The sequence below is a fragment of the Pseudomonas sp. K2I15 genome (genome assembly GCF_002204795.1).
In the GTDB taxonomy this organism is placed as follows: domain Bacteria; phylum Pseudomonadota; class Gammaproteobacteria; order Pseudomonadales; family Pseudomonadaceae; genus Aquipseudomonas.
Map to the genome: position 1 here is coordinate 11,590 of NZ_NIXO01000054.1, position 22,066 is coordinate 33,655.

The window sequence follows — 22,066 nt, forward strand, 5'->3', positions numbered from 1 at the left end:
CTTCGCGAGCAAGCCCGCTCCCACATTGGTTTTGCGGTGTTGCTGATTATTCGAATAACGCATCCAGCGCCTGCTCCAGGCGCGTCACCCCGATCACCTGCAAGCCTGGCGGCATTTCTTTCGGGGCATTGCCCTTGGGCACGATCGCCCGCTTGAAGCCATGCTTGGCCGCTTCTTTCAGGCGTTCCTGGCCGCTGGGCACCGGTCGCACTTCACCCGACAGCCCCACTTCGCCAAACACCAGCAAGTCGTGGGGCAACGGCCGGTTACGCAGGCTGGACATCACCGCCGCCATCAAGGCCAGGTCGGAGGCGGTCTCCAGCACCTTGACCCCGCCCACCACGTTGAGGAACACGTCCTGGTCATGGGTGGGAATGCCGCCGTGGCGGTGCAATACCGCCAGCAACATTGCCAGGCGGTTCTGATCCAGGCCCAGGGTGACGCGCCGCGGGTTGGCCAAGTGGCTGTCATCCACCAGCGCCTGCACTTCTACCAGCATCGGCCGGGTGCCTTCCCACGTTGCCATCACCACGCTGCCCGGGACTTCTTCCTGGGCGCGGGTAAGAAAAATCGCCGACGGGTTGGAGACTTCTTTCAAGCCCCGGTCGGTCATGGCGAACACGCCCAACTCATTCACGGCGCCGAAGCGGTTCTTCACCGCGCGCAACAACCGCAACCGCCCGTCGGACTCGCCTTCGAAATACAGCACGGTGTCGACCATATGCTCCAACACCCGTGGCCCGGCCAATGCGCCTTCCTTGGTTACGTGGCCCACCAGAAAAATCGCCGTACCGCTCTGTTTTGCATACCGCACCAGCAGCGCCGCGCTTTCCCGCACCTGGGACACGCCACCCGGTGCCGATTGCAGTTGTTCGGTGAAAATCGTCTGGATCGAGTCGATCACCATCACCTTGGGCTTTTCCAGGCGCGCGGTGGCGATGATGCTTTCAATGCAGGTTTCGGTCATTACCCGCAGTTGGTCCTGGGGCAAGCCAAGACGGCGGGCGCGCATGGCCACCTGTTGCTGGGATTCTTCGCCGGTGACGTACAGCGCCGGCATGCGGCTGGCGATGCTGCACAGGGTTTGCAGCAGGATCGTCGATTTGCCGATGCCCGGGTCACCGCCGATCAGCACCACCGAGCCGTCCACCAGGCCGCCACCGAGCACCCGGTCCAATTCACCGGAGGCCGTGGAGAAACGCGGGATTTCTTCGACGCTGACTTCGGCCAGGGTCTTGATCTGGGTTTGTTGCCCGGTCCAGCCGGAGCGACCGCTGGGAGCAACCGCGCCGCCACTCTCGATCATGGTTTCGGTCAGGGTGTTCCAGGCACCGCATTCAGTGCACTGGCCGGCCCACTTGGGAAAGGTCGCGCCGCACTCGGTGCAGCCATACATGCGCTTGGCCTTTGCCATTTGAGAACCTCCAACCGAAAAACCGCGATGATAGCTCAGCGCGGCGCCGGGGTACGGATTTCACCACTGGCCAAACGTGAAGCGCTGTTGCCGATCGGGTCTTCGGCATTGAGGTCGGCGCCCTTGGCTTTCAACTCATCCAGCAATTCGACGCGCTTGAACAACCCGGCATACATGGCCGCCGTTTGTCCGGCGCCGTTGCGTTGGTCGGGGTTGCAGTCGGTGGCGAGCAGGCGCTGGGCGATTTTCAGCTCACCCTTGAAGATGGCGCCCATCAACGCGGTGTTGCCGCGTTTGTCCTGTACGCAGGCATCGGCGCCGGCGGCGAGCAAGCGATCCACGAAAGCGCCCTCGCCGTGATAAGCCGCGAGGATCAAGGCCGTGTAGCCCTTGTCGTCCTGGGTGTTCAGCGAATAGCCGGACTCGATAAAGGTGTTGAGCATGTCCACGTCGCCACGACGGGCGGCGTCGAAGTAATAATCCTGCAACTGGGTCTTCACCGCTTCCGGGTCGGACGACTCGGCATGAGCGGTAAAAGCCAGCAAGGCTGTGAATAGAGCGATGTAGATACGCATGGCGTTTCTCCTGCCAGGTGTCGACGCCCGGTCGGGCGCCGACAGGGGCCAACCAATCAGTCAGTCAGCTTTTCAGCCAGTGCCTTGACGCGGGCCAGGTCACCCTTGGCGACCTTGGTCACGCCGGTGCCGTACTCCGGATCAGCCTTGTAGAGGAACGACAGGATGATGTGCTTGCTCTCGTCGTCGGTGGTGGCCAGGGAGCCGCCGAAGTTGTCGATCAAGTCCTGACGCTCTTTCTTGTTGAACGAGCGGTACAGGTCACCGGCTTGCTTGAAGTTCTGCTCACGCTGGATCTTCGCCTGCTGGGTGCTGCCCGACAGGGCCGACTGGCTGTAACGCGCGGTTTGCGGCTCTTCCCGTGGCAGCAGGCGGCTTGGCTGGTAGTTCACGCCGGTGGTGGTTTTACCGAAGTTCATCGCGCCGTCCTGGTTACCGTTGTTGACGGTCACCCGCGGTGCGTTGATCGGCAGTTGCAGGGCGTTTGGCCCCAGGCGGTACATTTGCGTGTCGGCGTAGGAGAACACTCGGCCTTGCAGCAGACGGTCTTCCGACGGCTCGATGCCCGGCACCAGGTTGGCCGGGGCCATGGCCACTTGCTCGGTTTCCTGGAAGACATTGGCCGGGTTGCGGTTCAGGACCATCTGGCCGACTTTGCGCTCTGGCACGTTTGGCCAGATTTTGGTGGCGTCCAAGGGGTCGAAATCGAACTTGGCCAAGTCTTCAGGCTTGAGCACTTGCACATACAAGTCCCACTTGGGGAAGTCGCCCTTGTTAATGTGCGTGACCAAGTCATTGGTCATATGGCTGTAGTCACGACCCTGTACTTCAGTCACTTGTTTAGGGTCTAGGTTCTTGATGCCTTGCAGGCTCTTCCAGTGGAACTTGACGTAGTGCACTTCGCCCTTGGCGTTGACCAACTTGTAGGCATGTACACCGTTGCCATCCATTTCCCGGTAACTGGCCGGGGTGCCGGAGTCCGAATACAACTCGGTCAGCGTACGCGTGGACTCTGGAACATGGGAGAAGAAGTCAAAACGACGGGAGTCATCGTCCAGGTTAGTACGCGGGTCTGGTTTAAAGGCGTGCACCATGTCCGGGAACTTGATGGCATCGCGAATAAAGAACGTCGGGAAGTTATTGCCTACCAGGTCCCAGTTGCCTTCGGCGGTGTAGAACTTGGTGGCAAAGCCGCGCGGGTCACGCAGGGTTTCCGGCGAATGGTTACCGTGAACGACCGCAGAGAAGCGCACAAATACCGGCGTGGCTTCACCGGCGGCAAATACCTTGGCTTTGGTCAGGTCGCTGAGATTGTCGGTGACGGTAAAAGTACCGTGGGCGCCAGTGCCACGGGCATGCACCACACGCTCCGGGATACGTTCGCGGTCAAAGCGCTGCAACTTCTGGATCAGTTGCACGTCTTGCAGCAGCACCGGGCCATTGGCACCGGCAGTTTGCGAGTTCTGATTGTCACCGACCGCCGCGCCATTATCACGTGTGAGGTTGGCGGCGTGTACGGACAGCGAAAGAAGACTGGCGCTCACTACGAGCAGCACCTGTCGCGCAGAAACAGGCCCGCGGCTAATAGGGTTTTTCATCGAGGTTTCCTCTGGTTTTTTTAGTGCACATTGAGTTGTGCTTGCCAGAGGCTAGTGACCCGCGAGTCAGAAGATAAATAGAAAAGCCGTACCACCCCGATTAAAAAAATAGTATGGCAAGCCTCTGAAATAGCGGGTATTCCGCGCGCGATTGGTGGCACTTTGCAAACTATTTGCGATTTAATGTGTCGATAAAAACGGACACTGTAAGCAGTTGTGTCGCGCAAGCCTCGCCACACTGTCTTACACTGGCTTCTACCTCCTCATCTGTAACAAGGAATAACCTATGGGCGTGTTAAGTGAGTTCAAGGCCTTCGCGGTCAAAGGTAATGTGGTCGACATGGCTGTCGGTATTATCATCGGCGCCGCCTTCGGCAAAATCGTTTCCTCGTTTGTAGGCGACGTGGTGATGCCGCCCATCGGCCTGCTGATTGGCGGCGTCGACTTTGGCGACCTGGCCGTAACGCTCAAGGCCGCCCAAGGCGATGCGCCTGCGGTCATGCTGGCGTACGGCAAGTTCATTCAGAGCGTGATCGACTTTGTGATCGTCGCGTTTGCGATCTTCATGGGCGTGAAGGCCATCAACCGCCTGAAGCGTGAAGAGGCCGTAGCGCCCACCTTGCCGCCGGTTCCGAGCAAGGAAGAAGTGCTGCTGGGGGAGATCCGCGATCTGCTCAAGGCTCAGAACAGCAAGCCCGAGTAAGCTCGGCAAACACAACAAAGGCGCCTGCGGGGCGCCTTTGTTTTACCAGTAGTTTTCTACCGCGACCTGGCCCGGGCGGCGGGTCAGGCTCAGCTGCATGTCGCGCGTTTTCAGCAATTGACGTGTGTCGTCGATCATCTGCGGGTTGCCGCAAATCATCACCCGGGAATGCTCCGGAGTCAGCTCGACGCCTGCGGCGCGCTCCAGTTCGCCATTCTCGATCAGCGTGGTAATCCGGCCATTCAGTGCCCCCGGATGTTGCTCACGGGTGACGATGGGAATGTAGGTGAGCTTGTGGGCGTACTCCGCCAGGTACTCACGTTCGCCCAAGTCATGGATCAACGACTGGTAAGCCAATTCCTTGGCCTCCCGGGCGCTGTAGACCAGGACGATCCGCTCGAATTTCTCCCACACTTCGAAGTCCTGCAGGATCGACAGGAACGGCGCAATGCCGGTGCCGGTGCCCAGCAGCCAGAGATCGCGACCATCCACAAACCGGTCCAGGGTCAGGAACCCGGTGGCCTGGCGCTCCACCAGCAAGGTATCACCCTCCCGCAGGCGGCTCAGCTCACTGGTGAACTCACCGCCCGGCACCACGATAGAGAAGAAATCCAGGTGCTCATCAAACGGCGAAGACACCACCGAATAGGCGCGCCACACAATGCTGCCGTCAGCCTTGGTCACCCCCAGGCGCACGAACTGGCCGGCGCGAAAGCGAAAGCCGGGGTCTCGGGTGGTGCGCAGGGTAAACAGGCTGGGGGTCAGCGATTGCACGTCGAGCAAGGTCTGGCGGGTGTATTTTTCAGCACTGGCCGTCATGGGGAACTCCGTTTGCAGATGCCCTAGTGTCCCTCAAAGCGGCGCCTGGAAACACCGACGGTTTGTGCTGGCATTGCCGGAGCGGGCGGCATGGCTAGCAGCTTTACAAAAAAGCAACCCTACAACTCGGACTAACTATTTAGCTATTGACACCCTTCCATTACATCACCAAATGATACAGCACATGTAAACACCATCAATCTGACACTAATGATAACCCTCTAAAAACAATATGATTTTCTTAGTGCGCACCTAACACTTATACAAAAGCCAACTTTATGTACAAAAAGTTAAACTCTAACTACCAGCCAAACATAAAAATTTTTTCACTTTGGGCTGTAGCCGGTACCCTACACTCCTTTCCTGTCGCACCGGGGTCCTGGAAGTACCCGTGTCACGGAACACTCATGGAGATTTACCGATGGTCAACTGGCGGAACACGCGTCTACCCAAACTGGAGGGTGAGAACGAAATAACCAGCATGTACGAAGCCGCTCTAAACCTTACTTATGAACTCGGCTTTCAATACTGCGGTTTTACACTAAGTGCTCATATCCCTCTCAATCAAACAAAAACTGTTCGCATCAACAACTATTCAAACGAATGGAATACGCTGTACAAACAAGAAAACTACTTCGATATGGATCCTGTTGTTGCACATTGCAAACGCTCGGTGCTGCCGATCGTATGGGACGAGAAAACCTTTTCCAGCGTCCCCGACTTATGGGTTCAGGCCCGCTCCTACGGTTTGAATTTTGGATGGACCCAGTCGGTCCACGATTTCCAGGGTGTTTTCAGCATGCTGAGCCTGGGCCGCGACAGCGGTGCTGTGAGCCCTGAAGAACTCTATGAAAAAGCCGGCCAGGTGCTGTGGATTTGCCACGCGATGCACGCCGTGGTGGCCCAAAAGTACGCCGACAAGCCCAGCCCGCAAGCTCCCAGCAAGTTGACCCCGCGGGAAACCGAAATCCTGCAATGGTCGGCACTGGGTAAAACCGCCTCGGATATCGCCACCATCCTGTGCTTGTCCGAACGCACGGTCGGCTTTCATATCAGCAGTGCAATGAAGAAGCTGGGCGTCACCAACAAGATTGCCGCCGTGATGACGGCGGTGAAATGCGGCCTGTTCTAAAACACCGAATGTAATCCGGAGGAAAAAAACGTAACATTTACGGCCAGTCCCGGGTGATGACGCCAGCCCAATCGCCACGCGTCGCCGTTCACCCCGATGGTTCGATTACCAGAGTCTCCCCCGCCATGCCCCTGCTCGACAGCCCCTTCGCCCAACTCGACCTGATCCGTCAGCCAGAACAGCACAACGACCCGCTGCAAGCGTTTGATGCGGCCGATGAGTATTTGCTCAGCTATCTGGCGGAACAACAGCCGACCCCGGCGACCCGCGTACTGGTGCTCAACGACAGTTTCGGCGCCCTGGCGGCCAGCCTCGAAGGGCATGTGCACGTGACCTCCAGCGGCGACTCGTTCCTGGGTGCCCAAGGCCTGGAAAAGAACCTGGCGCGCAACAGCAAGGCCTTCGACGCCATCTCGTTCCTGCCCGCCAGCCAGACGCCAACCGGGCCGTTCGACCGCGTACTGATCCGCGTGCCCAAGACCCTGGCCCTGCTCGAAGAGCAACTGATTCGCCTGCAAGGCCAACTGGCACCCGGCGCCGAAGTGATTGCCGGGGCGATGGTCAAGCACCTGCCGCGCGCCGCCGGTGAGTTGCTGGAGCGCTATATCGGGCCGATGCACGCCTCACTGGCGTTAAAAAAGGCCCGCCTGCTGATCGCCACCCTGGCCGATCGGCCACACGCCATATCGCCCTACCCTACGCGCTACAGCCTGGAAACCCCGGCCATCGAACTGCTCAACCACGCCAACGTGTTCTGTCGCGAAGGCCTGGACATCGGCACCCGGGCCTTCCTGCCGCACTTGCCGCAAAACCTGGGCAGTGCCCGCGTGGCAGACCTGGGCTGCGGCAACGGTGTATTGGCGATTGCCAGTGCGCTGCAAAACCCCGAGGCGCATTACACGTTGGTGGATGAGTCCTACATGGCCGTGCAATCGGCGGCCGAGAACTGGCGCGCAGCGCTGGGCGGACGTGACGTGCTGATTCGCCCCGGCGATGGCCTGGCCGATCAAGAGCCGCAATCGCTGGATGTAGTGCTGTGCAACCCGCCGTTCCACCAGCAGCAAGTGGTGGGTGACTTCCTTGCCTGGCGCATGTTCCAGCAGGCACGGGAAGCATTGGTGGTAGGCGGCGCCCTGTATATCGTCGGCAACCGGCACCTGGGTTATCACAGCAAGTTGGCGCGCTTATTCCGTGGCGTCGAGCAAGTGGCGGCCACGCCGAAGTTCGTGATTCTCAAGGCGCGCAAATAAAAAAGCCCTCCATAAAGGAGGGCAATAAGTACAACGGGATGTCAGTGGGTGGTCAGCCCCGCGGCGTTCATGAACATGCGCATCAGGCTGGCCACTACGAACAGGGCCAGGACGCTGCCGGTCCAGATCATCGCCAGCCAGCCCAGGCGCTGCCAGAGCGGCTTTTTCTCGGCCTGTTCGATATCGTGCAACGAAGGTTTGCCGGACATGAGTCAATCCTCCTAGTGATAACCGTCTTCGTGGGTAACCTTGCCGCGGAACACGTAGTAGCTCCAGAAGGTGTAACCCAAAATAAACGGGATGATGAACAAGGTGCCCACCAGCATGAAGCCCTGGCTTTGCGGTGGCGCGGCGGCGTCCCAGATCGAAACCGACGGCGGGATGATGTTAGGCCACAGGCTGATCCCAAGGCCGCTGTAGCCGAGGAAAATCAGCACCAGCGTCAGCAGGAAAGGCGTGTAGTGCGCATTGCGGGCCACGGCGCGAATCAGCCCGTACATGGTCACCAGCACCAGGATTGGCACCGGCATGAACCAGAACAGGTTCGGCAGGGTGAACCAGCGCGAGGCAATTTCGGGGTGGGCCAGCGGCGTCCAGATACTGATGATACCGATCACCGCCAGTACGACAAACGCCAGGGGCCGCGCCAGGTTGTGCATCTTCTCCTGCAAACTGCCTTCGGTCTTCATGATCAGCCAGGTGCAGCCCAGCAGCGCATACGCCACGATCAACGCCACACCGCAGAACAGCGTGAACGGCGTAAACCAGTCCAGCGAGCCGCCGGCAAACTGGCGATCGACTACCGGAATGCCATCAATGAACGCCCCCAGCGCCACGCCCTGGAAAAAGGTCGCCGCCAGTGAGCCGCCGATAAACGCCTTGTCCCACAGGTGACGCTTGTCGTCCTTGGCCTTGAAGCGGAACTCAAAGGCCACGCCACGAAAGATCAGCCCGATCAGCATCAACATCAGCGGCAGGTACAGCGCCGAGAGCACCACCGAATAGGCCAGCGGGAACGCGCCAAACAGCGCCGCGCCGCCCAGTACCAGCCAGGTTTCGTTGCCGTCCCACACGGGGGCGACGGTGTTCATCATCACGTCACGGTCGGTCTTGCCCGGGATAAACGGGAAGAGAATGCCGATCCCCAGGTCAAAGCCGTCCATGACCACGTACATCATGATGCCGAAGATGATGATCACGGCCCAGATCAGCGGAAGATCAATACCCATGGCTCAGTTCCCCTTATTCGAGCTGTCGCCGTGATCGGCGTCATGGCTGTCGTCGGCTGCCGACAATGGCCGGGCCGGTGTGCGTTTCTGCCCGGGACCGCCATGGCTGACCTCTGCACCTTCGTTGATCACTGGCCCTTTGCGCACCAGGCGCATCATGTAGCCAAGGCCCGCACCGAACAGCGCGAAGTACACCACCACAAACAACACCAACGTAATGCTCATCTGCGCAAAGCTGTGGTTGGACGAGGCATCCGCCGTGCGCATCAGCCCGTAGACCACCCACGGCTGGCGGCCGATTTCGGTGGTGAACCAACCGGCGAGAATCGCGATCAGGCCGGACGGGCCCATCCACAACGCCAGGTACAGGAACGGCTTGGACGTGTACATCTTGTCGCCCCGGCGCAGCCAGAGGCTGAACAGGCCGGTGAAGATCATCAGGAAGCCCAGGCCCACCATGACCCGGAACGACCAGAACACGATGGTCGAGTTGGGGCGGTCCTCAGGCGGGAAGTCCTTGAGGGCCGGCACCTGCTTGTCCAGGGAGTGAGTCAGGATCAGGCTGCCCAGGTACGGAATCTCGACAGCGAATTTGGTTTTTTCGGCCTTCATGTCCGGCCAGCCGAACAGGATCAGCGGCGTGGGTTCGTCGCCGATATTTTCCCAATGGCCTTCAATCGCGGCGATCTTCGCCGGTTGATGCTTGAGGGTGTTCAGGCCGTGGAAGTCACCGATCACCGCCTGGATTGGCGCCACAATCAACGCCATCCACATCGCCATCGAGAGCATGGTGCGGATCGCCGGGCTGTCCTTGCCGCGCAGCAAGTGCCAGGCCGCCGACGAACCGACAAAGAACGCGGTCGCGACAAACGCTGCCGTGGCCATGTGCATCAGGCGGTAGGGGAACGACGGGTTGAAAATCACTGCCAGCCAGTCGGTTGGTATCACCCGGCCATCAATGATTTCAAAGCCCTGTGGCGTCTGCATCCAACTGTTGGAGGCGAGAATCCAGAACGTCGAGATCAGCGTCCCGACGGCCACCATCACCGTGGCAAAAAAGTGCAACTTGCGTCCGACCTTGTTCCAGCCGAACAACATCACCCCAAGGAACCCGGCTTCGAGGAAGAAAGCCGTGAGCACTTCATACGTCAGCAGCGGCCCGGTGACGGCGCCAGCGAAGTCCGAGAAGCGGCTCCAGTTGGTGCCGAACTGATAGGCCATGACCAGGCCGGAGACCACGCCCATGCCGAAGTTCACGGCAAAGATCTTCGACCAGAAATGGTAGAGGTCACGGTAGGTGTCGTTGTGGGTCTTGAGCCACAGGCCTTCCAGCACCGCAAGGTAACTGGCCAGGCCGATGGTGATGGCCGGGAACAGGATATGGAATGAGATGGTGAACGCGAATTGAATTCGGGCGAGATCTAGCGCCTCCAAACCGAACATAAGTCTTCCTCTGTCAGGTAATACCGAATGCTGGCTGGAGGCCTGCACCCACTGCCCCCACGGATATGGAGTGTGGCGAATTCAAATTCGTTTCTTTTTTTAACCAACCACGCAGGGATTCTGGCCTTGCGGCCGCCAGAGCAAACCCGGCGAAGGTTTTGATCTGGATCAAGCATTGGTGAAAGAGTAGTCCCATTTTCGAAGAAGCACGGCGTGGTCTTTTGCCGCGTGACAGGTTGCCTCAGTGGTGAGTGAACGCTGTCTGTGGTGGTGGGGGGTTGTCTGCCTAACATTATTAGCTGCACATCTTTTGTAGCGGGACTGGGCGTGCGCTGGGTGTATATCCGTTATTTAGGTGACGGCTGATATGGGTTCCGCTCTTACAGCGGCTCACTTTTGAACAGCGCAAAAGTAAGCAAAACGCTCTTGCCCCACCACTCGGCACCTCGCCTGGGCTCGGTGTGCCCTCACTCCGGCATTACTACGCGGGCCGCCGCGACGGGGCGTCCCTGCCCCGTCGCGGCTAAACCGGCGTCCTGCCGGTTTACCCGCTCCGTACTACCTGCGTTCGGCCAGCGTGGTTTAACGGGGCGCCTAAGATCAAGATCAAAAGCAGATCAAGAACACAGCGGCCTACCGGCCGGCTTGAGTGGTGTAGAGCAAAATCAAAAGCGAACGCGGTCCAAAAAATGTGGGAGCGGGCTTGCTCGCGAAGGTCGTCAACGATGACGCGTGCTTTCTGGATGAACGCGCCGCCCTCAGGTTCTTCGCGAGCAAGCCCGCTCCCACAGAAACGCAGCTCTGCTTTCGCTCTCGCTCTGGCCCTTGACCTTGCTTCTAACACTCAAGCCGGCCGGTAGGCCGCTGTGCTCTTGCTTTTGATCTTGATCTTGATCTGACTGCCCCATTCAGCCCGAGGCCGAACGCAGGTATTACGGAGCGGCTAAACCGGCAGGACGCCGGTTTAGCCGCGACGGGCCAGGGACGGGCCGTCGCGGCGGCCCGCTTCGCGGTGCCGGAGTGAGGGCACGCCGAGCCTAGGCGAGGCGCCGACAGGCGGGGCAGAGCGTTTTGGTTACTTTTGCGCTTTTCAAAAGTGACCCGCTGTAAGAGCGGAACCCTAAGTAGCCGTTACCTAAATAACGGATATGTACTCAGTCAGCCCAACCCAACACCCTCCTCTGTACAAAGAGGTGCACATATCTCATGCCCCCTAGCCTACCTACGCAACCATTGGTTACAAGTTGATGATAACCTCGCCCTTCCCCCTCCCAGACCTGTCTTCCCGATGCCCAGTGAACCCGCGCTGCTGTTACGTCATCACCGCCCTTTCATCGCGTTCTGGCTGGCGCGGATCTTTACCGCCAGCGGCTTCCAGATGCTCACCGTGGCCATCGGCTGGAACCTTTACCAACTGACCGGCAACGTACTGGACCTGGGTTTGGTCGGCCTGGTGGAGTTCGTACCACGGGTGCTGTTCATGCTGCACACCGGCCATGTGGCCGACCGCTATGAGCGGCGCAAGGTCGCCGCCATCTGCCAGACCGTGCAAGCATTAATTGCGCTTTCCCTGGCGATTGGCGGCCTGACCGGCAATGTCACCCGCGAGATGATTTTTATCCTGGCGTTCCTGCTGGGCGCGGCGCGCTCGTTTGAAATGCCCACCACCCAGGCCCTGCTGCCGAGCATCGTGCCCACCGCGCTGTTTCCGCGCGCAGTGGCCTCATCGCAGTCGGCGCAGCAATTGGCGACCATTGTTGCTCCGGCGTTGGGCGGTTTGCTGTACGCCTTTGGCAGCGTCTGGGTGTATGGCCCGACGGTGGTGCTGTACCTGATTGCCTGTGTGCTGACCCTGAACCTGCCCGCGCGCCAGACGCCGTTGAACAAGGCCAAGGCGACCATGGATTCGTTGCTGGCCGGGATTCGCTTTATCCGCAGCCGGCCGGACATCCTCGGGGCGATTTCCCTGGACCTGTTTGCCGTGCTGCTGGGCGGTGCCACGGCGTTGCTGCCGGTGTTTGCGAAGGATATTTTGCTGACCGGGCCGTGGGGCCTTGGGCTGCTGCGTTCGGCGCCGGCGGTCGGCGCGTTGCTGATGTCGTTGTGGCTCGCGCGGTTTGCCGTCGACCGGCATGTCGGGCGGATCATGTTCACGGCGGTGGGTGTGTTTGGCGTGGCGACCATCGCGTTCGGCCTGTCGACCTCGTTCTGGTTCTCCCTGGCCGTGCTGGTGGTACTGGGCGCTGCAGACATGATCAGCATGGTGATCCGCGCCTCGTTCGTGCAGCTGGAAACCCCCGATGAGATGCGTGGCCGGGTCAGCGCGGTCAACGGCCTGTTTATCGGCGCGTCGAATCAGTTGGGCGAGTTTGAATCCGGGATCACCGCCCATTGGTTCGGCACCGTGCCCGCCGTGGTCATGGGCGGGATCGGTACGTTGGTGGTGACCGGGGTCTGGATCAAGCTGTTCCCGACCCTGGCCAACCGCGACCGCATGCATGTGCCGGTGGAAGAAACCAAGGTTTAGAGCACCTTGTCGAGGGTGACAGGAAAGTCCCGCACCCGCTTGCCGGTGGCGTGATACACCGCGTTGGCCACCGCCGCCGCCACCCCGACAATCCCGATCTCGCCAACGCCCTTGGAACCCAGGGCGTTGACGATCTCGTCGTGTTCTTCGACAAACAACACCTCAATCTCGCCGATATCCGCGTTTACCGGGATATGGTATTCGGCCAGGCTGTGGTTCATGTAGCGGCCCAATTGATGGTCGATCTGGGTCTCCTCATGCAACGCCATGCCAATACCCCAGACCACACCGCCGAGAATCTGGCTGCGGGCCATCTTCGGGTTAACCACCCGCCCCGCCGCAATCGCACTGACCACCCGGCTGACCTTGATGGTGCCCAGGTCTTCGTCCACCCGCACTTCGACAAACACCGCCGAATGCGTGGCTGAGGCATAGCCTTCGCGCTTTTTGTCGGGCTCGCAGTCAACCTGCACTTCCAACGCCTGCTCACCGCTGTCCTGCACCAGTTGCGCCAGGGAGATGCGCTGGTCACCGGCATGCAACTGGCCATTTTCGAACCGCGCCAACTCAGCATCTTTAAACGCCGGATAAGTCTTGCGCGCAATGTCCAAGAGCTTGGCATTCAACGCTTCACACGCCTGCTGCACCGCGCTGCCCACCGACGACACGGTAAACGAGCCACCCTGCAGCGGCGCGGTCGGCAGTGATGAATCCCCCAGCAGGAACGTCACGTCGCCCACCGGAACGCCACTGGCCTGGGCTGCAATCTGCGCCATGACCGTGTAAGTACCGGTGCCGATATCGGTGGTGGCGCTGCTGACCGTGAGCTTGCCAAGGTGATCGATCCGCGCCTTGGCGCTGGCCTTCATTTGCAAGGCTTCCCATACGCCGCCGGCCATGCCCCAACCGATCAGTTGGCGACCATCACGCATGCTCCGTGGCTCCGGGTTGCGTTGGCTCCAACCGAAACGTTCGGCGCCTTCGCTATAGCATTCGCGCAAGGCCTTGCTGGACCAGGGTTTGTCTTCGTTCTGATTGCGCTCGGCATAGTTGATCAGCCGCAACTGCACCGGGTCGATGCCCAGGGCACAGGCCAGTTCGTCCATGGCGCACTCCAGGCCGATCACCCCAAGCGCCGCGCCGGGCGCGCGCATGTCCAACGGCGTGAACACATCCAGCGGCACCAGCTTGTAGGTCAGCAGCACGTTGTCGCAGTGATAGAGCATGCCGCTCCATTCCACCACGTGTTCGCTGAAGTCTTCGAAGCGCGAGGTCTGGCCGATGGCGGTGTGGCCCAGCGCGAGCAAGCGGCCATTGGCGGCGGCGCCCAGTTGCAGGCGCTGCAAGGTGCGCGGGCGATAGCCGAAGGTGAACATCTGCTGACGCGTGAGGGTGACGCGCACCGAACGTTTCAACGCCATTGAGGCCATCACCGCCAGCGGCAGTTGGTACTGCGGGCGCAAGCCGGAACCAAAAGCGCCACCGACAAATGCCGCAAAGATCCGCACCTGGCTTTTATCCAGGCCGAAGACTTTCTGTACGTAGGCCTGGCAGTTCTGCGGGCCCTGGGTTTTGTCGTGGATATGCAGGGTGCCGTCCGGCTGATACAGCACGGTACTGGCGTGGGGTTCCATCGGGTTGTGGTGTTCGATGGGCGTGCTGTAGTGCAGGTCCAGGCGGGTGGCAGCGCCGGTCCATTCAGCCTGGAAGTTGCCCCGTGGCTTGGGCGGTGTTTGCGGCGACGGGTATGCCTGGTCCTGCAAGGCCAGCAGGTCGGTCTCGGCAGGCTCGGCTGCATATTCGATTTGCACCAGGGAGCCGGCGTGGCGTGCCAGTTCCAGGTTATCGGCGATCACCAACGCCAATGGCTGGCCGCTGTAGAGCACGCGGTCGTTATACAGCGGGCGAAATGGTGAGCCGTCGGCGGCATCGGCATCCGCGTAACTGTCATCGTAGCTGGCGAGTTTCGGGCGATTGAGGTGATCGAGCACCATCACCACACCCGGCAGCGCCAGGGCTTTTGAAGCATCGATACGGATGACGCGGCCCTTGGCGATGTTGCTCGACACCACGCTGCCGTGCAGCAGGCCGTCCTCAGGGAATTCCCCGGCATATCGCGCCTGCCCTGTGACCTTGAGCAGACCGTCCACCCGGTCCAACGGTTTACCGATCGCACTCATGACGTGGCTCCTGCAACAGCGGCATCGCTCAGGGCGCGAATGATCGCGCGGCGTGCCAGTTTGATCTTGAAGCCGTTGTGCTCCAAAGGCTCGGCGTCCAGCAGCAGGGTTTCGGCGGCGGTGCTGAAGGTTTCGCGGCTGACGGATTGGCCGATCAGCGAGGCTTCCACCGCGCGGTCACGCCAGGGTTTGTGGGCGACGCCGCCCAGGGCCAGGCGGGCGTCGACGATTACGTCGCCTTGCAGCTCCAGCGCAGCCGCAACGGATACCAGGGCGAATGCATAAGAAGCCCGGTCGCGGATTTTCAGGTAGTGGCTGTGGGCAGCAAGGTGGTCGGTGGGCAATTCGATAGCGGTGATCAACTCATCGTCGGCCAATTGGTTATCCCGCTGGGGCGCATCGCCCGGCAACCGGTGGAAGTCGGCAAACTCGATGACCCGCGCCCCGCCACGACCCTGCACATGCACCCGGGCATCCAGGGCAGCCAGCGCCACGCACATGTCCGAAGGATGGGTGGCCACGCACTGGTCGCTGGCGCCGAGGATCGCGTGGATGCGGTTCAAACCGGACCGCGCCGGGCAGCCGCTGCCGGGCTCGCGTTTGTTACAGGGTACGGCCGCATCATAGAAGTAGTAGCAACGGGTACGCTGCAACAGGTTGCCGCCGGTGCTGGCCATGTTTCGCAATTGCGGCGAGGCACCCGCGAGGATGGCCTGGGACAGCAGCGGGTAGCGTTGTTCGATCAGCGGGTGCCAGGCCAGGTCGGCGTTGCTCACCAGGGCGCCGATCATCAGGCCGCCATCGGCGGTTTCTTCCACGTCGCGAAGCGGCAAGCCGGTGATATCGATCAAGTGCTCGGGGCGGCTGATGTTTTCTTTCATCAGGTCCAGCAGGTTGGTGCCGCCGGCGATAAAGCGCGACGCCGGGCTGACCAGATGCACCGCCTCCTGCACGTCCACCGGTTTGCTGTAATGGAAGGGATTCATTGCTCACCTCCCTGCGTGCGGCATGCCGGCAAAGCTTCTTCGATGGCATCGCGGATGTTGTTGTAGGCGCCGCAGCGGCACAGGTTGCCGCTCATCAATTCCTGGATTTGCGCGGTATCGTGGGCCCGGCCTTCACGGGCCAGGCCCACTGCCGAACAAATCTGCCCCGGCGTGCAGTAGCCGCACTGGAAAGCATCGTGCTTGATGAATGCCTGTTGCATCGGGTGCAGGTCTTCGCCCGAGGCCAGGCCTTCGATGGTGGTCAACTCGGCGCCGTCGCACATCACCGCCAGGGTCAGGCAGGCGTTCACCCGTTTACCGTTGAGCAATACGGTGCAGGCGCCGCACTGGCCGTGGTCGCAACCCTTCTTGGTGCCAGTCAGGTCCAGTTGCTCGCGCAGCAGGTCCAGCAGGGTGGTCCAGGGCAATACATCCAGTTGGATGTCCCGACGATTGAGGGTCAGGCTTATCGGATGGCTAACGAACGGCTTGGCCGCCACGCCGTTGGGGGTCGCGCTCATAAACACCTCACGGATTGGTGTGCAATCGCGGCGTTCAGGGAAGTCGCCGTCTTAGCGGTACGACTTCCCGGGGTTATGAGCGTTCAAGGCAATTGATGGGTGGCGATCAGCGAATGCTAAGGGTGGTAACCAGCTGGTTGCGCGGCGCGTTGATCGAGGTGTTGCTGTACTGGAACGTGCCGCCGGCTTCGATATCCAGCTGGAACGTATAGATGTAGCCCATCAACGTACCCGCGCCGCTGCACGCCTGGCTGATGGAGCCGACCTGGCAAATGGCGATGCTGCTGCCGGAAACCGGCGCGCCATCGAAGAACGCCTGGGAGCTGTTGCCCAACCCGACTTCCATCACGTACACCAGCGTTTGCCCACGGTGCGTGCACATCTGGGTGCTGGTCGCCCGTTCAGGGATGGTTTCAGTGCACTTGGCCGACTGCACCTTGAACACCCGCACCTCGCTCAACGCCGGTGCAGGCGCGCCCCACACCGGTGCTGCGCCGAGCCACAGGCCGATACAACCGAACACAGCTAGACTCCAGGCGCTGGCTTTTTTCATGCTGTCGATGACCCTGCAATAAACGTCGGCGCAGTATGCCTCAAGGCCATGATCAAGCCTATGCGCCACTGGCCCTCGGCTGCTGGTATGATGCGCCGCTTTTTCCGATCCTCTCTGGAACCACAGCCGCTTGGCGCAGTTTGTGCTTTGACTTAGAGGTCAACAAATAACGACGCAAAATAGCGTCACAGGGAGCAGGCATGCTGGAAAAGCTGTTTCAACTCAAGGCACACAACACCAATGTGCGCACCGAGATTCTCGCGGGCGTCACCACCTTCCTGGCCATGGCCTACATCCTGTTCGTCAACCCGAGCATTCTCGGCGAGACCGGCATGGACAAGGGCGCGGTGTTCGTAGCGACCTGCCTGGCGGCGGCTATCGGCTCCACCGTGATGGGCCTGATCGCCAACTACCCGATTGCGCTGGCACCGGGCATGGGCCTCAACGCGTTCTTCACCTACACCGTGGTCCTGCACATGGGCCATACCTGGCAAGTGGCGCTGGGTGCGGTGTTCATCTCGGCGGTGCTGTTCTTCCTGCTGTCGATCTTCCGCATCCGTGAATGGATCATCAACAGCATCCCGCTGCCGCTGCGCTCGGCGATTGCGGCGGGTATCGGCCTGTTCCTGGCACTGATCGCCCTGCACAACGCCGGCATCGTGGTCAGCAACCCGGCCACCATGGTGGGCCTGGGCGACCTGAAGCAACCGGCACCGATCCTCGCCACCCTTGGCTTCGCGCTGATCGTTGCGCTGGAAGCCCTGAAAGTGCGCGGCGCGGTATTGATCGGCATTCTGGTGGTGACCATCGCCTCCATCGTGCTGGGCTTTACCCCGTTCGGCGGCGTGATGTCGATGCCGCCTTCGCTGGCCCCGACCTTCCTGCAACTGGACATCAAGGGCGCCCTGGACATCGGTCTGGTGAGCGTGATCTTCGCCTTCCTGTTCGTCGACCTGTTCGACAACTCCGGCACCCTGATCGGCGTCGCCAAGCGCGCCGGCCTGATGGGCAAGGACGGCCACATGCCGAAAATGGGCCGTGCGCTGATCGCGGACAGTACCGCTGCCATGGCCGGCTCCCTGCTGGGCACCTCGACCACCACCAGCTACATCGAATCGGCTGCGGGCGTGAGCGCCGGTGGCCGTACCGGTTTGACCGCTGTGGTGGTCGCGATCCTGTTTCTGCTGGCGCTGTTTTTCTCGCCACTGGCGGCCAGCGTACCGGCCTTTGCCACCGCGCCGGCGCTGCTGTTTGTTGCCGTACTGATGACCTCTGGCCTGGCCGAAATCGACTGGGACGACATCACCGTCGCCGCACCGGTGGTGATCACCGCCCTGGCGATGCCATTCACTTATTCCATCGCCAACGGCATTGCCTTCGGTTTCATCGCCTGGACCGCCATCAAGCTGCTTTCGGGCCGCTACCGTGAGCTGAACCCGGCGCTGGTGATCCTGTCGATTCTGTTTGTGATCAAGCTGGGCTGGTTCAACGCATGACTTTTGATGCCGCAAGCTACACCGTTCAACTGCAAGACAAGGTCACGCGCCTGCGTGACCTGCTGGCGCCGTTCGACGCGCCAGAGCCTCAGGTTTTCGACTCGCCGTTGCAGAACTTCCGCCTACGGGCGGAGTTCCGCCTGTGGCGCGAAGGCGGTCAGCGCCACTATGCGATGTTCTCCCAGGACGACAAGCGCACGCCGATCCTCATCGAAGAATTCCCCATTGCCAGCCTGCGCATCAACCAGTTGATGCCGCAGCTCAAGGCTGCCTGGCAAGCCAGCGCCGCCCTGAGCCACAAGCTGTTTCAGGTGGAGTTCCTCACCACGCTCGCCGGCGACGCGATGATCACCCTGTGCTATCACCGCCCGCTGGATGAGCATTGGCATACGGCGGCCAACAAGCTGGCGGCTGATCTGAACGTCAGCATCATCGGCCGTTCGAAGGGCAAGCGCGATGTGATCGGCCGCGATTACGTGGTCGAGAAACTCGACGTCGGCGGCCGCACCTTCAGCTATCGCCAGCCCGAAGGCGCGTTCACCCAGCCCAACGGCACGGTGAACCAGAAGATGCTCAACTGGGCGTACGAAGCGCTTGGCGATCGCAGTGATGACTTGCTGGAGCTGTATTGCGGCAACGGCAACTTCACCCTGCCGCTGGCCACCCGCGTGCGCAAAGTGCTGGCTACCGAAATCAGCAAGACTTCGGTGAGTGCTGCCCTGAGCAACCTGGATGAAAACGCGGTGGATAACGTCACCCTGGTGCGTTTGTCTGCTGAAGAACTGACCGAAGCCTTGAACGAAGTGCGGCCGTTCCGACGCCTGCACGGCATCGACCTCAAGAGCTACGAATTCGGCAGCGTGTTCGTCGACCCGCCGCGTGCCGGGATGGACCCGGACACCTGCGAGCTGACCCGGCGCTTCGAGAACATCCTCTACATCTCCTGCAACCCGGAGACGTTGGCGGCGAACATCGCGCAACTGCATGACACGCACCGGATTACCCAGTGTGCGTTGTTTGACCAGTTCCCGTGGACGCACCATATGGAATCGGGTGTGTTGCTGACGCGGCGGTAAAACCTCAGCACACCCAACCTATCCAAGTGTGGGAGCGGGTCAGCTGCCACATTGGATCTTCATGTATCAGCTGAATCACTGTCATCCAGAACCTCCTTGCGTGGCCGCCCGCCCTTCTTGCCATTGGCTCGGGCGGCAGCGGATTTGGCGGCGCTGCTCTTGCGACCGTTGTGGGAGGCTACCAGGCTTGTAGCCAGGGCCATTAAAGGCTGGCTTGTGGCGATAAGGCCGGTGATGGAAACATCCAGGTCCTGGGCCTCACAACAAAGCGCCTTTCCGCCAAAACCGACTTCTAACTGCTGGAAATCCTGCAAGCTAAACCCTGCGAACTCCGGCAGCCCCGCCACAGGCAACATGACGCGACTGCCGTCGCTGAAGCCAATGGATAGGCAGTCATTTTCATAACGCACATTGCTGGCGTTAGCGTACAAACCCTTTGAGCTGCGTCCTCGGTCTATTGCCGTGTCGATATCGGCCTCGGTGATCGGTGCATACGGTAAAACTTTGGCTTTTACGATTTTTTTCATAAATCAATCTCCACAAAACCCGGCGCCCTGACCAGATTCAGAATTGTTTTCTGCCCCACGACATCGTGCCGGGCACGTGCGATCACATAAACACCCCGCTGAATGATCAACCCAGGCAACACCTCACCGGCTTCCCAGTCCCAGGAATGATTCTCCAGACACACCGTTTGCAGTGTTTCCCACCAGATCCTGCGTGCCCGCGCCAGGTAGTGCGGCTGCATTATCGTCTTGCGTATTCCCTCCAGGACCGCTGTGGGTGGCCGCCTCCGTTCAGGGTCTACATCCCACAACGCCACATGCCCATTCAGAAAGCTGAAACGAAAGCGTGCATCCCATTCCTTGCCAGCAACATGCACATGAGGCGGGCAATGCTCATCCCTGAGAAACACCGCAATCACATGTCCTTTGTAAGTGCCTACTTTCATCGTAACCCATCAGTTAGGTTATTTTCCGCCAGGTAACACTTTTCCGCGTGCAACCCGACAACCGGCTCCGCTATCTGGAGTTACCGCCACAGGCTAGTCGCAGGGGCCAGTTCGTCGAATACCGGGTTGTAACCGCTCATGGAAAGAGTGACCACCGCCCAGCAAGCAAGCCCCCAGTTACACGCGCTTTCAATTGGCGTTCGATAATCGCCCGTTTCCCACCCCGACGATTGACCAAATTAACCATTCAGTACATTTTATCTCCGCAGATAAAAACAACAGTGGAGATCCCTTTATGCCGCCCATCGTGCTGGTGCTCAACGGCCCCAATCTCAACCTGCTCGGCACCCGCGAGCCCGCCACTTATGGCCACGAAACCCTGGCCGACCTCGCCGCCCTGTGTGGCCGCAGCGCCGAACAACTGGGGTTGAAAGTCGAGTTCCGCCAGACCAACCACGAAGGCGAATTGCTGGACTGGATCCACGGCTCCCGCGCCCGTTGCGCCGGCATCGTGATCAACCCGGCCGCCTGGACCCACACCTCGGTGGCGATCCGCGATGCGCTGGTGGCCAGTGAAGTGCCGGTGATCGAAGTGCATTTGTCCAACGTGCATGCCCGGGAAGCGTTCCGTCATCACTCGTTCGTGTCGCCAATCGCCAAGGCGGTGCTCGCCGGTTTTGGCAGCCATGGCTATCACTTGGCCCTAGAACATTTCAGCAAGACCTTGAAGGGATGAACCCGGTGTCCAAACGTCGAATTCTCGCCGGCCTGATAGGCGCCGGCATCCAGGCTTCCCGCACCCCGGCCCTGCATGAGCACGAAGGTGATGCCCAGGGCTTGCGCTACTTGTATCGCCTGATCGACCTCGATCAGTTGCAGGTGGATACCCGCGCCCTGCCCGACCTGCTGATGGCGGCCGAGCAGATGAACTTCACCGGCCTGAACATCACCTACCCATGCAAGCAGGCGATCCTGCCGTTGCTGGACAACCTGTCGCCCGAGGCGCGGGGCATCGGCGCGGTGAATACCGTGGTGTTCCAAAACGGTAAACGTATCGGCCACAACACCGACTGCCTGGGTTTTGCCGAAGGCTTTCGCCGGGGCTTGAGTGACGTGGCTCGCAAGCACGTGGTGCAGATGGGCGCGGGCGGTGCCGGGGCGGCGGTGGCCCATGCGCTGCTGGGCGAAGGCGTGGAGCGCTTGAGCATTTTCGATATGGACGCCGAGCGCGCCCGCAGCCTGGCCGACAACCTCAACCAGCATTTTGGTGACGGGCGGGCGCAGGCAGGCAATGACCTGGAAAACGCCATGGCCGAGGCCGACGGCCTGGTGAACACCACGCCCATGGGCATGGCCAAGCTGCCGGGCATGCCGGTGCCGCTGGACACCTTGCGCGCCGACTTGTGGGTGGCGGAGATTGTGTATTTCCCGCTGGAAACCGAACTGCTGCGCAACGCCCGCGCCCTGGGTTGTCGCACCCTGGATGGCGGCAACATGGCGGTGTTTCAGGCGGTGAAGGCGTTTGAGTTGTTCAGTGGCGAAGTGGCGGACGCCGACCGGATGCTGGCGCACTTCCAGAGCATGAACATCTAACTGTGGAAACCGGATCAAA

The 22,066-nt window shown here is 60.6% G+C and carries 21 protein-coding genes; 8 read left to right on the forward strand and 13 right to left on the reverse strand.

Translation table 11 applies throughout. The annotated features are described in order from the left end of the window. Positions 1-46: 46 nt before the first annotated feature. From radA to katB, 3 genes are read right to left on the reverse strand one after another with little or no spacing between them, the layout of a single operon-like run. A complete protein-coding gene (radA, locus tag CEC48_RS24920; RefSeq protein WP_003215821.1) occupies positions 47-1,414 on the reverse strand; it encodes a DNA repair protein RadA in 1,368 nt (455 codons plus the stop codon). Positions 1,415-1,449: 35 nt separating this feature from the next. Next, on the reverse strand, positions 1,450-1,989 hold the full coding sequence (locus CEC48_RS24925) for an ankyrin repeat domain-containing protein (RefSeq protein WP_088426154.1): 540 nt from the start codon (positions 1,987-1,989) through the stop codon (positions 1,450-1,452). Between the two features lie 56 nt (positions 1,990-2,045). Further along, positions 2,046-3,587: a catalase KatB gene (katB, locus tag CEC48_RS24930; protein ID WP_088426155.1), complete on the reverse strand. Its 1,542-nt coding sequence runs from the start codon at positions 3,585-3,587 to the stop codon at positions 2,046-2,048. Positions 3,588-3,873: 286 nt separating this feature from the next. On the opposite strand from katB, the gene mscL reads away from it, so the two are divergent. Further along, positions 3,874-4,290 (forward strand): large-conductance mechanosensitive channel protein MscL, encoded by a 417-nt coding sequence (mscL, locus tag CEC48_RS24935; protein WP_088426156.1) that lies wholly within the window; start codon positions 3,874-3,876, stop codon positions 4,288-4,290. A gap of 42 nt (positions 4,291-4,332) precedes the next feature. Here mscL and CEC48_RS24940 read toward each other — a convergent pair whose 3' ends face one another. Further along, positions 4,333-5,109, reverse strand: coding sequence for a ferredoxin--NADP reductase (locus tag CEC48_RS24940; protein WP_088426157.1), 777 nt, complete (start codon positions 5,107-5,109; stop codon positions 4,333-4,335). A gap of 421 nt (positions 5,110-5,530) precedes the next feature. On the opposite strand from CEC48_RS24940, the gene CEC48_RS24945 reads away from it, so the two are divergent. Both CEC48_RS24945 and CEC48_RS24950 read left to right on the forward strand, forming a co-directional pair. Next, positions 5,531-6,241: a LuxR family transcriptional regulator gene (locus CEC48_RS24945; RefSeq protein ID WP_088426158.1), complete on the forward strand. Its 711-nt coding sequence runs from the start codon at positions 5,531-5,533 to the stop codon at positions 6,239-6,241. A 125-nt stretch (positions 6,242-6,366) separates the two neighbouring features. Next, on the forward strand, positions 6,367-7,491 hold the full coding sequence (locus CEC48_RS24950) for a methyltransferase (protein WP_088426159.1): 1,125 nt from the start codon (positions 6,367-6,369) through the stop codon (positions 7,489-7,491). A gap of 41 nt (positions 7,492-7,532) precedes the next feature. Here CEC48_RS24950 and CEC48_RS24955 read toward each other — a convergent pair whose 3' ends face one another. From CEC48_RS24955 to CEC48_RS24965, 3 genes are read right to left on the reverse strand one after another with little or no spacing between them, the layout of a single operon-like run. Next, complete coding sequence (locus CEC48_RS24955; protein WP_003215809.1) at positions 7,533-7,700, reverse strand: DUF2474 domain-containing protein; 168 nt, start codon at positions 7,698-7,700, stop codon at positions 7,533-7,535. Positions 7,701-7,712: 12 nt separating this feature from the next. Beyond that, positions 7,713-8,720 carry a cytochrome d ubiquinol oxidase subunit II gene (gene cydB, locus CEC48_RS24960; RefSeq protein WP_088426160.1) on the reverse strand — a complete coding sequence of 336 codons (1,008 nt, stop codon included), beginning with the start codon at positions 8,718-8,720 and terminating at the stop codon, positions 7,713-7,715. Between the two features lie 3 nt (positions 8,721-8,723). Continuing rightward, complete coding sequence (locus tag CEC48_RS24965) at positions 8,724-10,163, reverse strand: cytochrome ubiquinol oxidase subunit I (protein WP_088426161.1); 1,440 nt, start codon at positions 10,161-10,163, stop codon at positions 8,724-8,726. A gap of 1,288 nt (positions 10,164-11,451) precedes the next feature. Between CEC48_RS24965 and CEC48_RS24975 the strand changes: the two genes are divergently transcribed. Beyond that, positions 11,452-12,690 (forward strand): MFS transporter, encoded by a 1,239-nt coding sequence (locus CEC48_RS24975; RefSeq protein ID WP_088426162.1) that lies wholly within the window; start codon positions 11,452-11,454, stop codon positions 12,688-12,690. Here the strand turns inward: CEC48_RS24975 and CEC48_RS24980 are convergent. From CEC48_RS24980 to CEC48_RS24995, 4 genes are all read right to left on the reverse strand, one after another. After that, complete coding sequence (locus CEC48_RS24980; protein WP_088426163.1) at positions 12,687-14,870, reverse strand: xanthine dehydrogenase family protein molybdopterin-binding subunit; 2,184 nt, start codon at positions 14,868-14,870, stop codon at positions 12,687-12,689. The genes CEC48_RS24975 and CEC48_RS24980 overlap by 4 nt on opposite strands. Continuing rightward, the gene (locus CEC48_RS24985) at positions 14,867-15,856 is read right to left on the reverse strand and encodes a xanthine dehydrogenase family protein subunit M (RefSeq protein ID WP_088426164.1); all 990 of its coding nucleotides are present in this window, start codon (positions 15,854-15,856) and stop codon (positions 14,867-14,869) included. The genes CEC48_RS24980 and CEC48_RS24985 overlap by 4 nt, the downstream gene beginning before the upstream one ends. Continuing rightward, complete coding sequence (locus tag CEC48_RS24990) at positions 15,853-16,377, reverse strand: (2Fe-2S)-binding protein (RefSeq protein WP_088426165.1); 525 nt, start codon at positions 16,375-16,377, stop codon at positions 15,853-15,855. Before CEC48_RS24990 ends, CEC48_RS24985 begins: the two co-directional genes overlap by 4 nt. Positions 16,378-16,483: 106 nt before the next feature. Continuing rightward, entirely contained in the window at positions 16,484-16,930 is a 447-nt protein-coding gene (locus CEC48_RS24995) for a DUF4879 domain-containing protein (RefSeq protein WP_088426166.1), read from the reverse strand. A 200-nt stretch (positions 16,931-17,130) separates the two neighbouring features. Between CEC48_RS24995 and CEC48_RS25000 the strand changes: the two genes are divergently transcribed. Beyond that, the gene (locus CEC48_RS25000) at positions 17,131-18,426 is read left to right on the forward strand and encodes an NCS2 family permease (protein ID WP_003215557.1); all 1,296 of its coding nucleotides are present in this window, start codon (positions 17,131-17,133) and stop codon (positions 18,424-18,426) included. After that, on the forward strand, positions 18,423-19,502 hold the full coding sequence (gene trmA, locus CEC48_RS25005; RefSeq protein WP_088426167.1) for a tRNA (uridine(54)-C5)-methyltransferase TrmA: 1,080 nt from the start codon (positions 18,423-18,425) through the stop codon (positions 19,500-19,502). The genes CEC48_RS25000 and trmA overlap by 4 nt, the downstream gene beginning before the upstream one ends. A gap of 59 nt (positions 19,503-19,561) precedes the next feature. On the opposite strand, the gene CEC48_RS25010 is transcribed toward trmA, so the two are convergent. Together CEC48_RS25010 and CEC48_RS25015 are read right to left on the reverse strand one after the other, a co-directional pair. Further along, a complete protein-coding gene (locus tag CEC48_RS25010; protein ID WP_088426168.1) occupies positions 19,562-20,029 on the reverse strand; it encodes a DUF2442 domain-containing protein in 468 nt (155 codons plus the stop codon). Further along, entirely contained in the window at positions 20,026-20,454 is a 429-nt protein-coding gene (locus CEC48_RS25015) for a DUF4160 domain-containing protein (protein WP_088426169.1), read from the reverse strand. The genes CEC48_RS25010 and CEC48_RS25015 overlap by 4 nt, the downstream gene beginning before the upstream one ends. A gap of 295 nt (positions 20,455-20,749) precedes the next feature. Here CEC48_RS25015 and aroQ point away from each other — a divergent pair, with 295 nt between their 5' ends. Both aroQ and CEC48_RS25025 read left to right on the forward strand, forming a co-directional pair. After that, on the forward strand, positions 20,750-21,190 hold the full coding sequence (gene aroQ / locus CEC48_RS25020) for a type II 3-dehydroquinate dehydratase (RefSeq protein WP_088426170.1): 441 nt from the start codon (positions 20,750-20,752) through the stop codon (positions 21,188-21,190). Continuing rightward, on the forward strand, positions 21,187-22,047 hold the full coding sequence (locus CEC48_RS25025) for a shikimate dehydrogenase (RefSeq protein WP_088426171.1): 861 nt from the start codon (positions 21,187-21,189) through the stop codon (positions 22,045-22,047). The genes aroQ and CEC48_RS25025 overlap by 4 nt, the downstream gene beginning before the upstream one ends. The last annotated feature ends 19 nt before the right edge of the window (positions 22,048-22,066 follow it).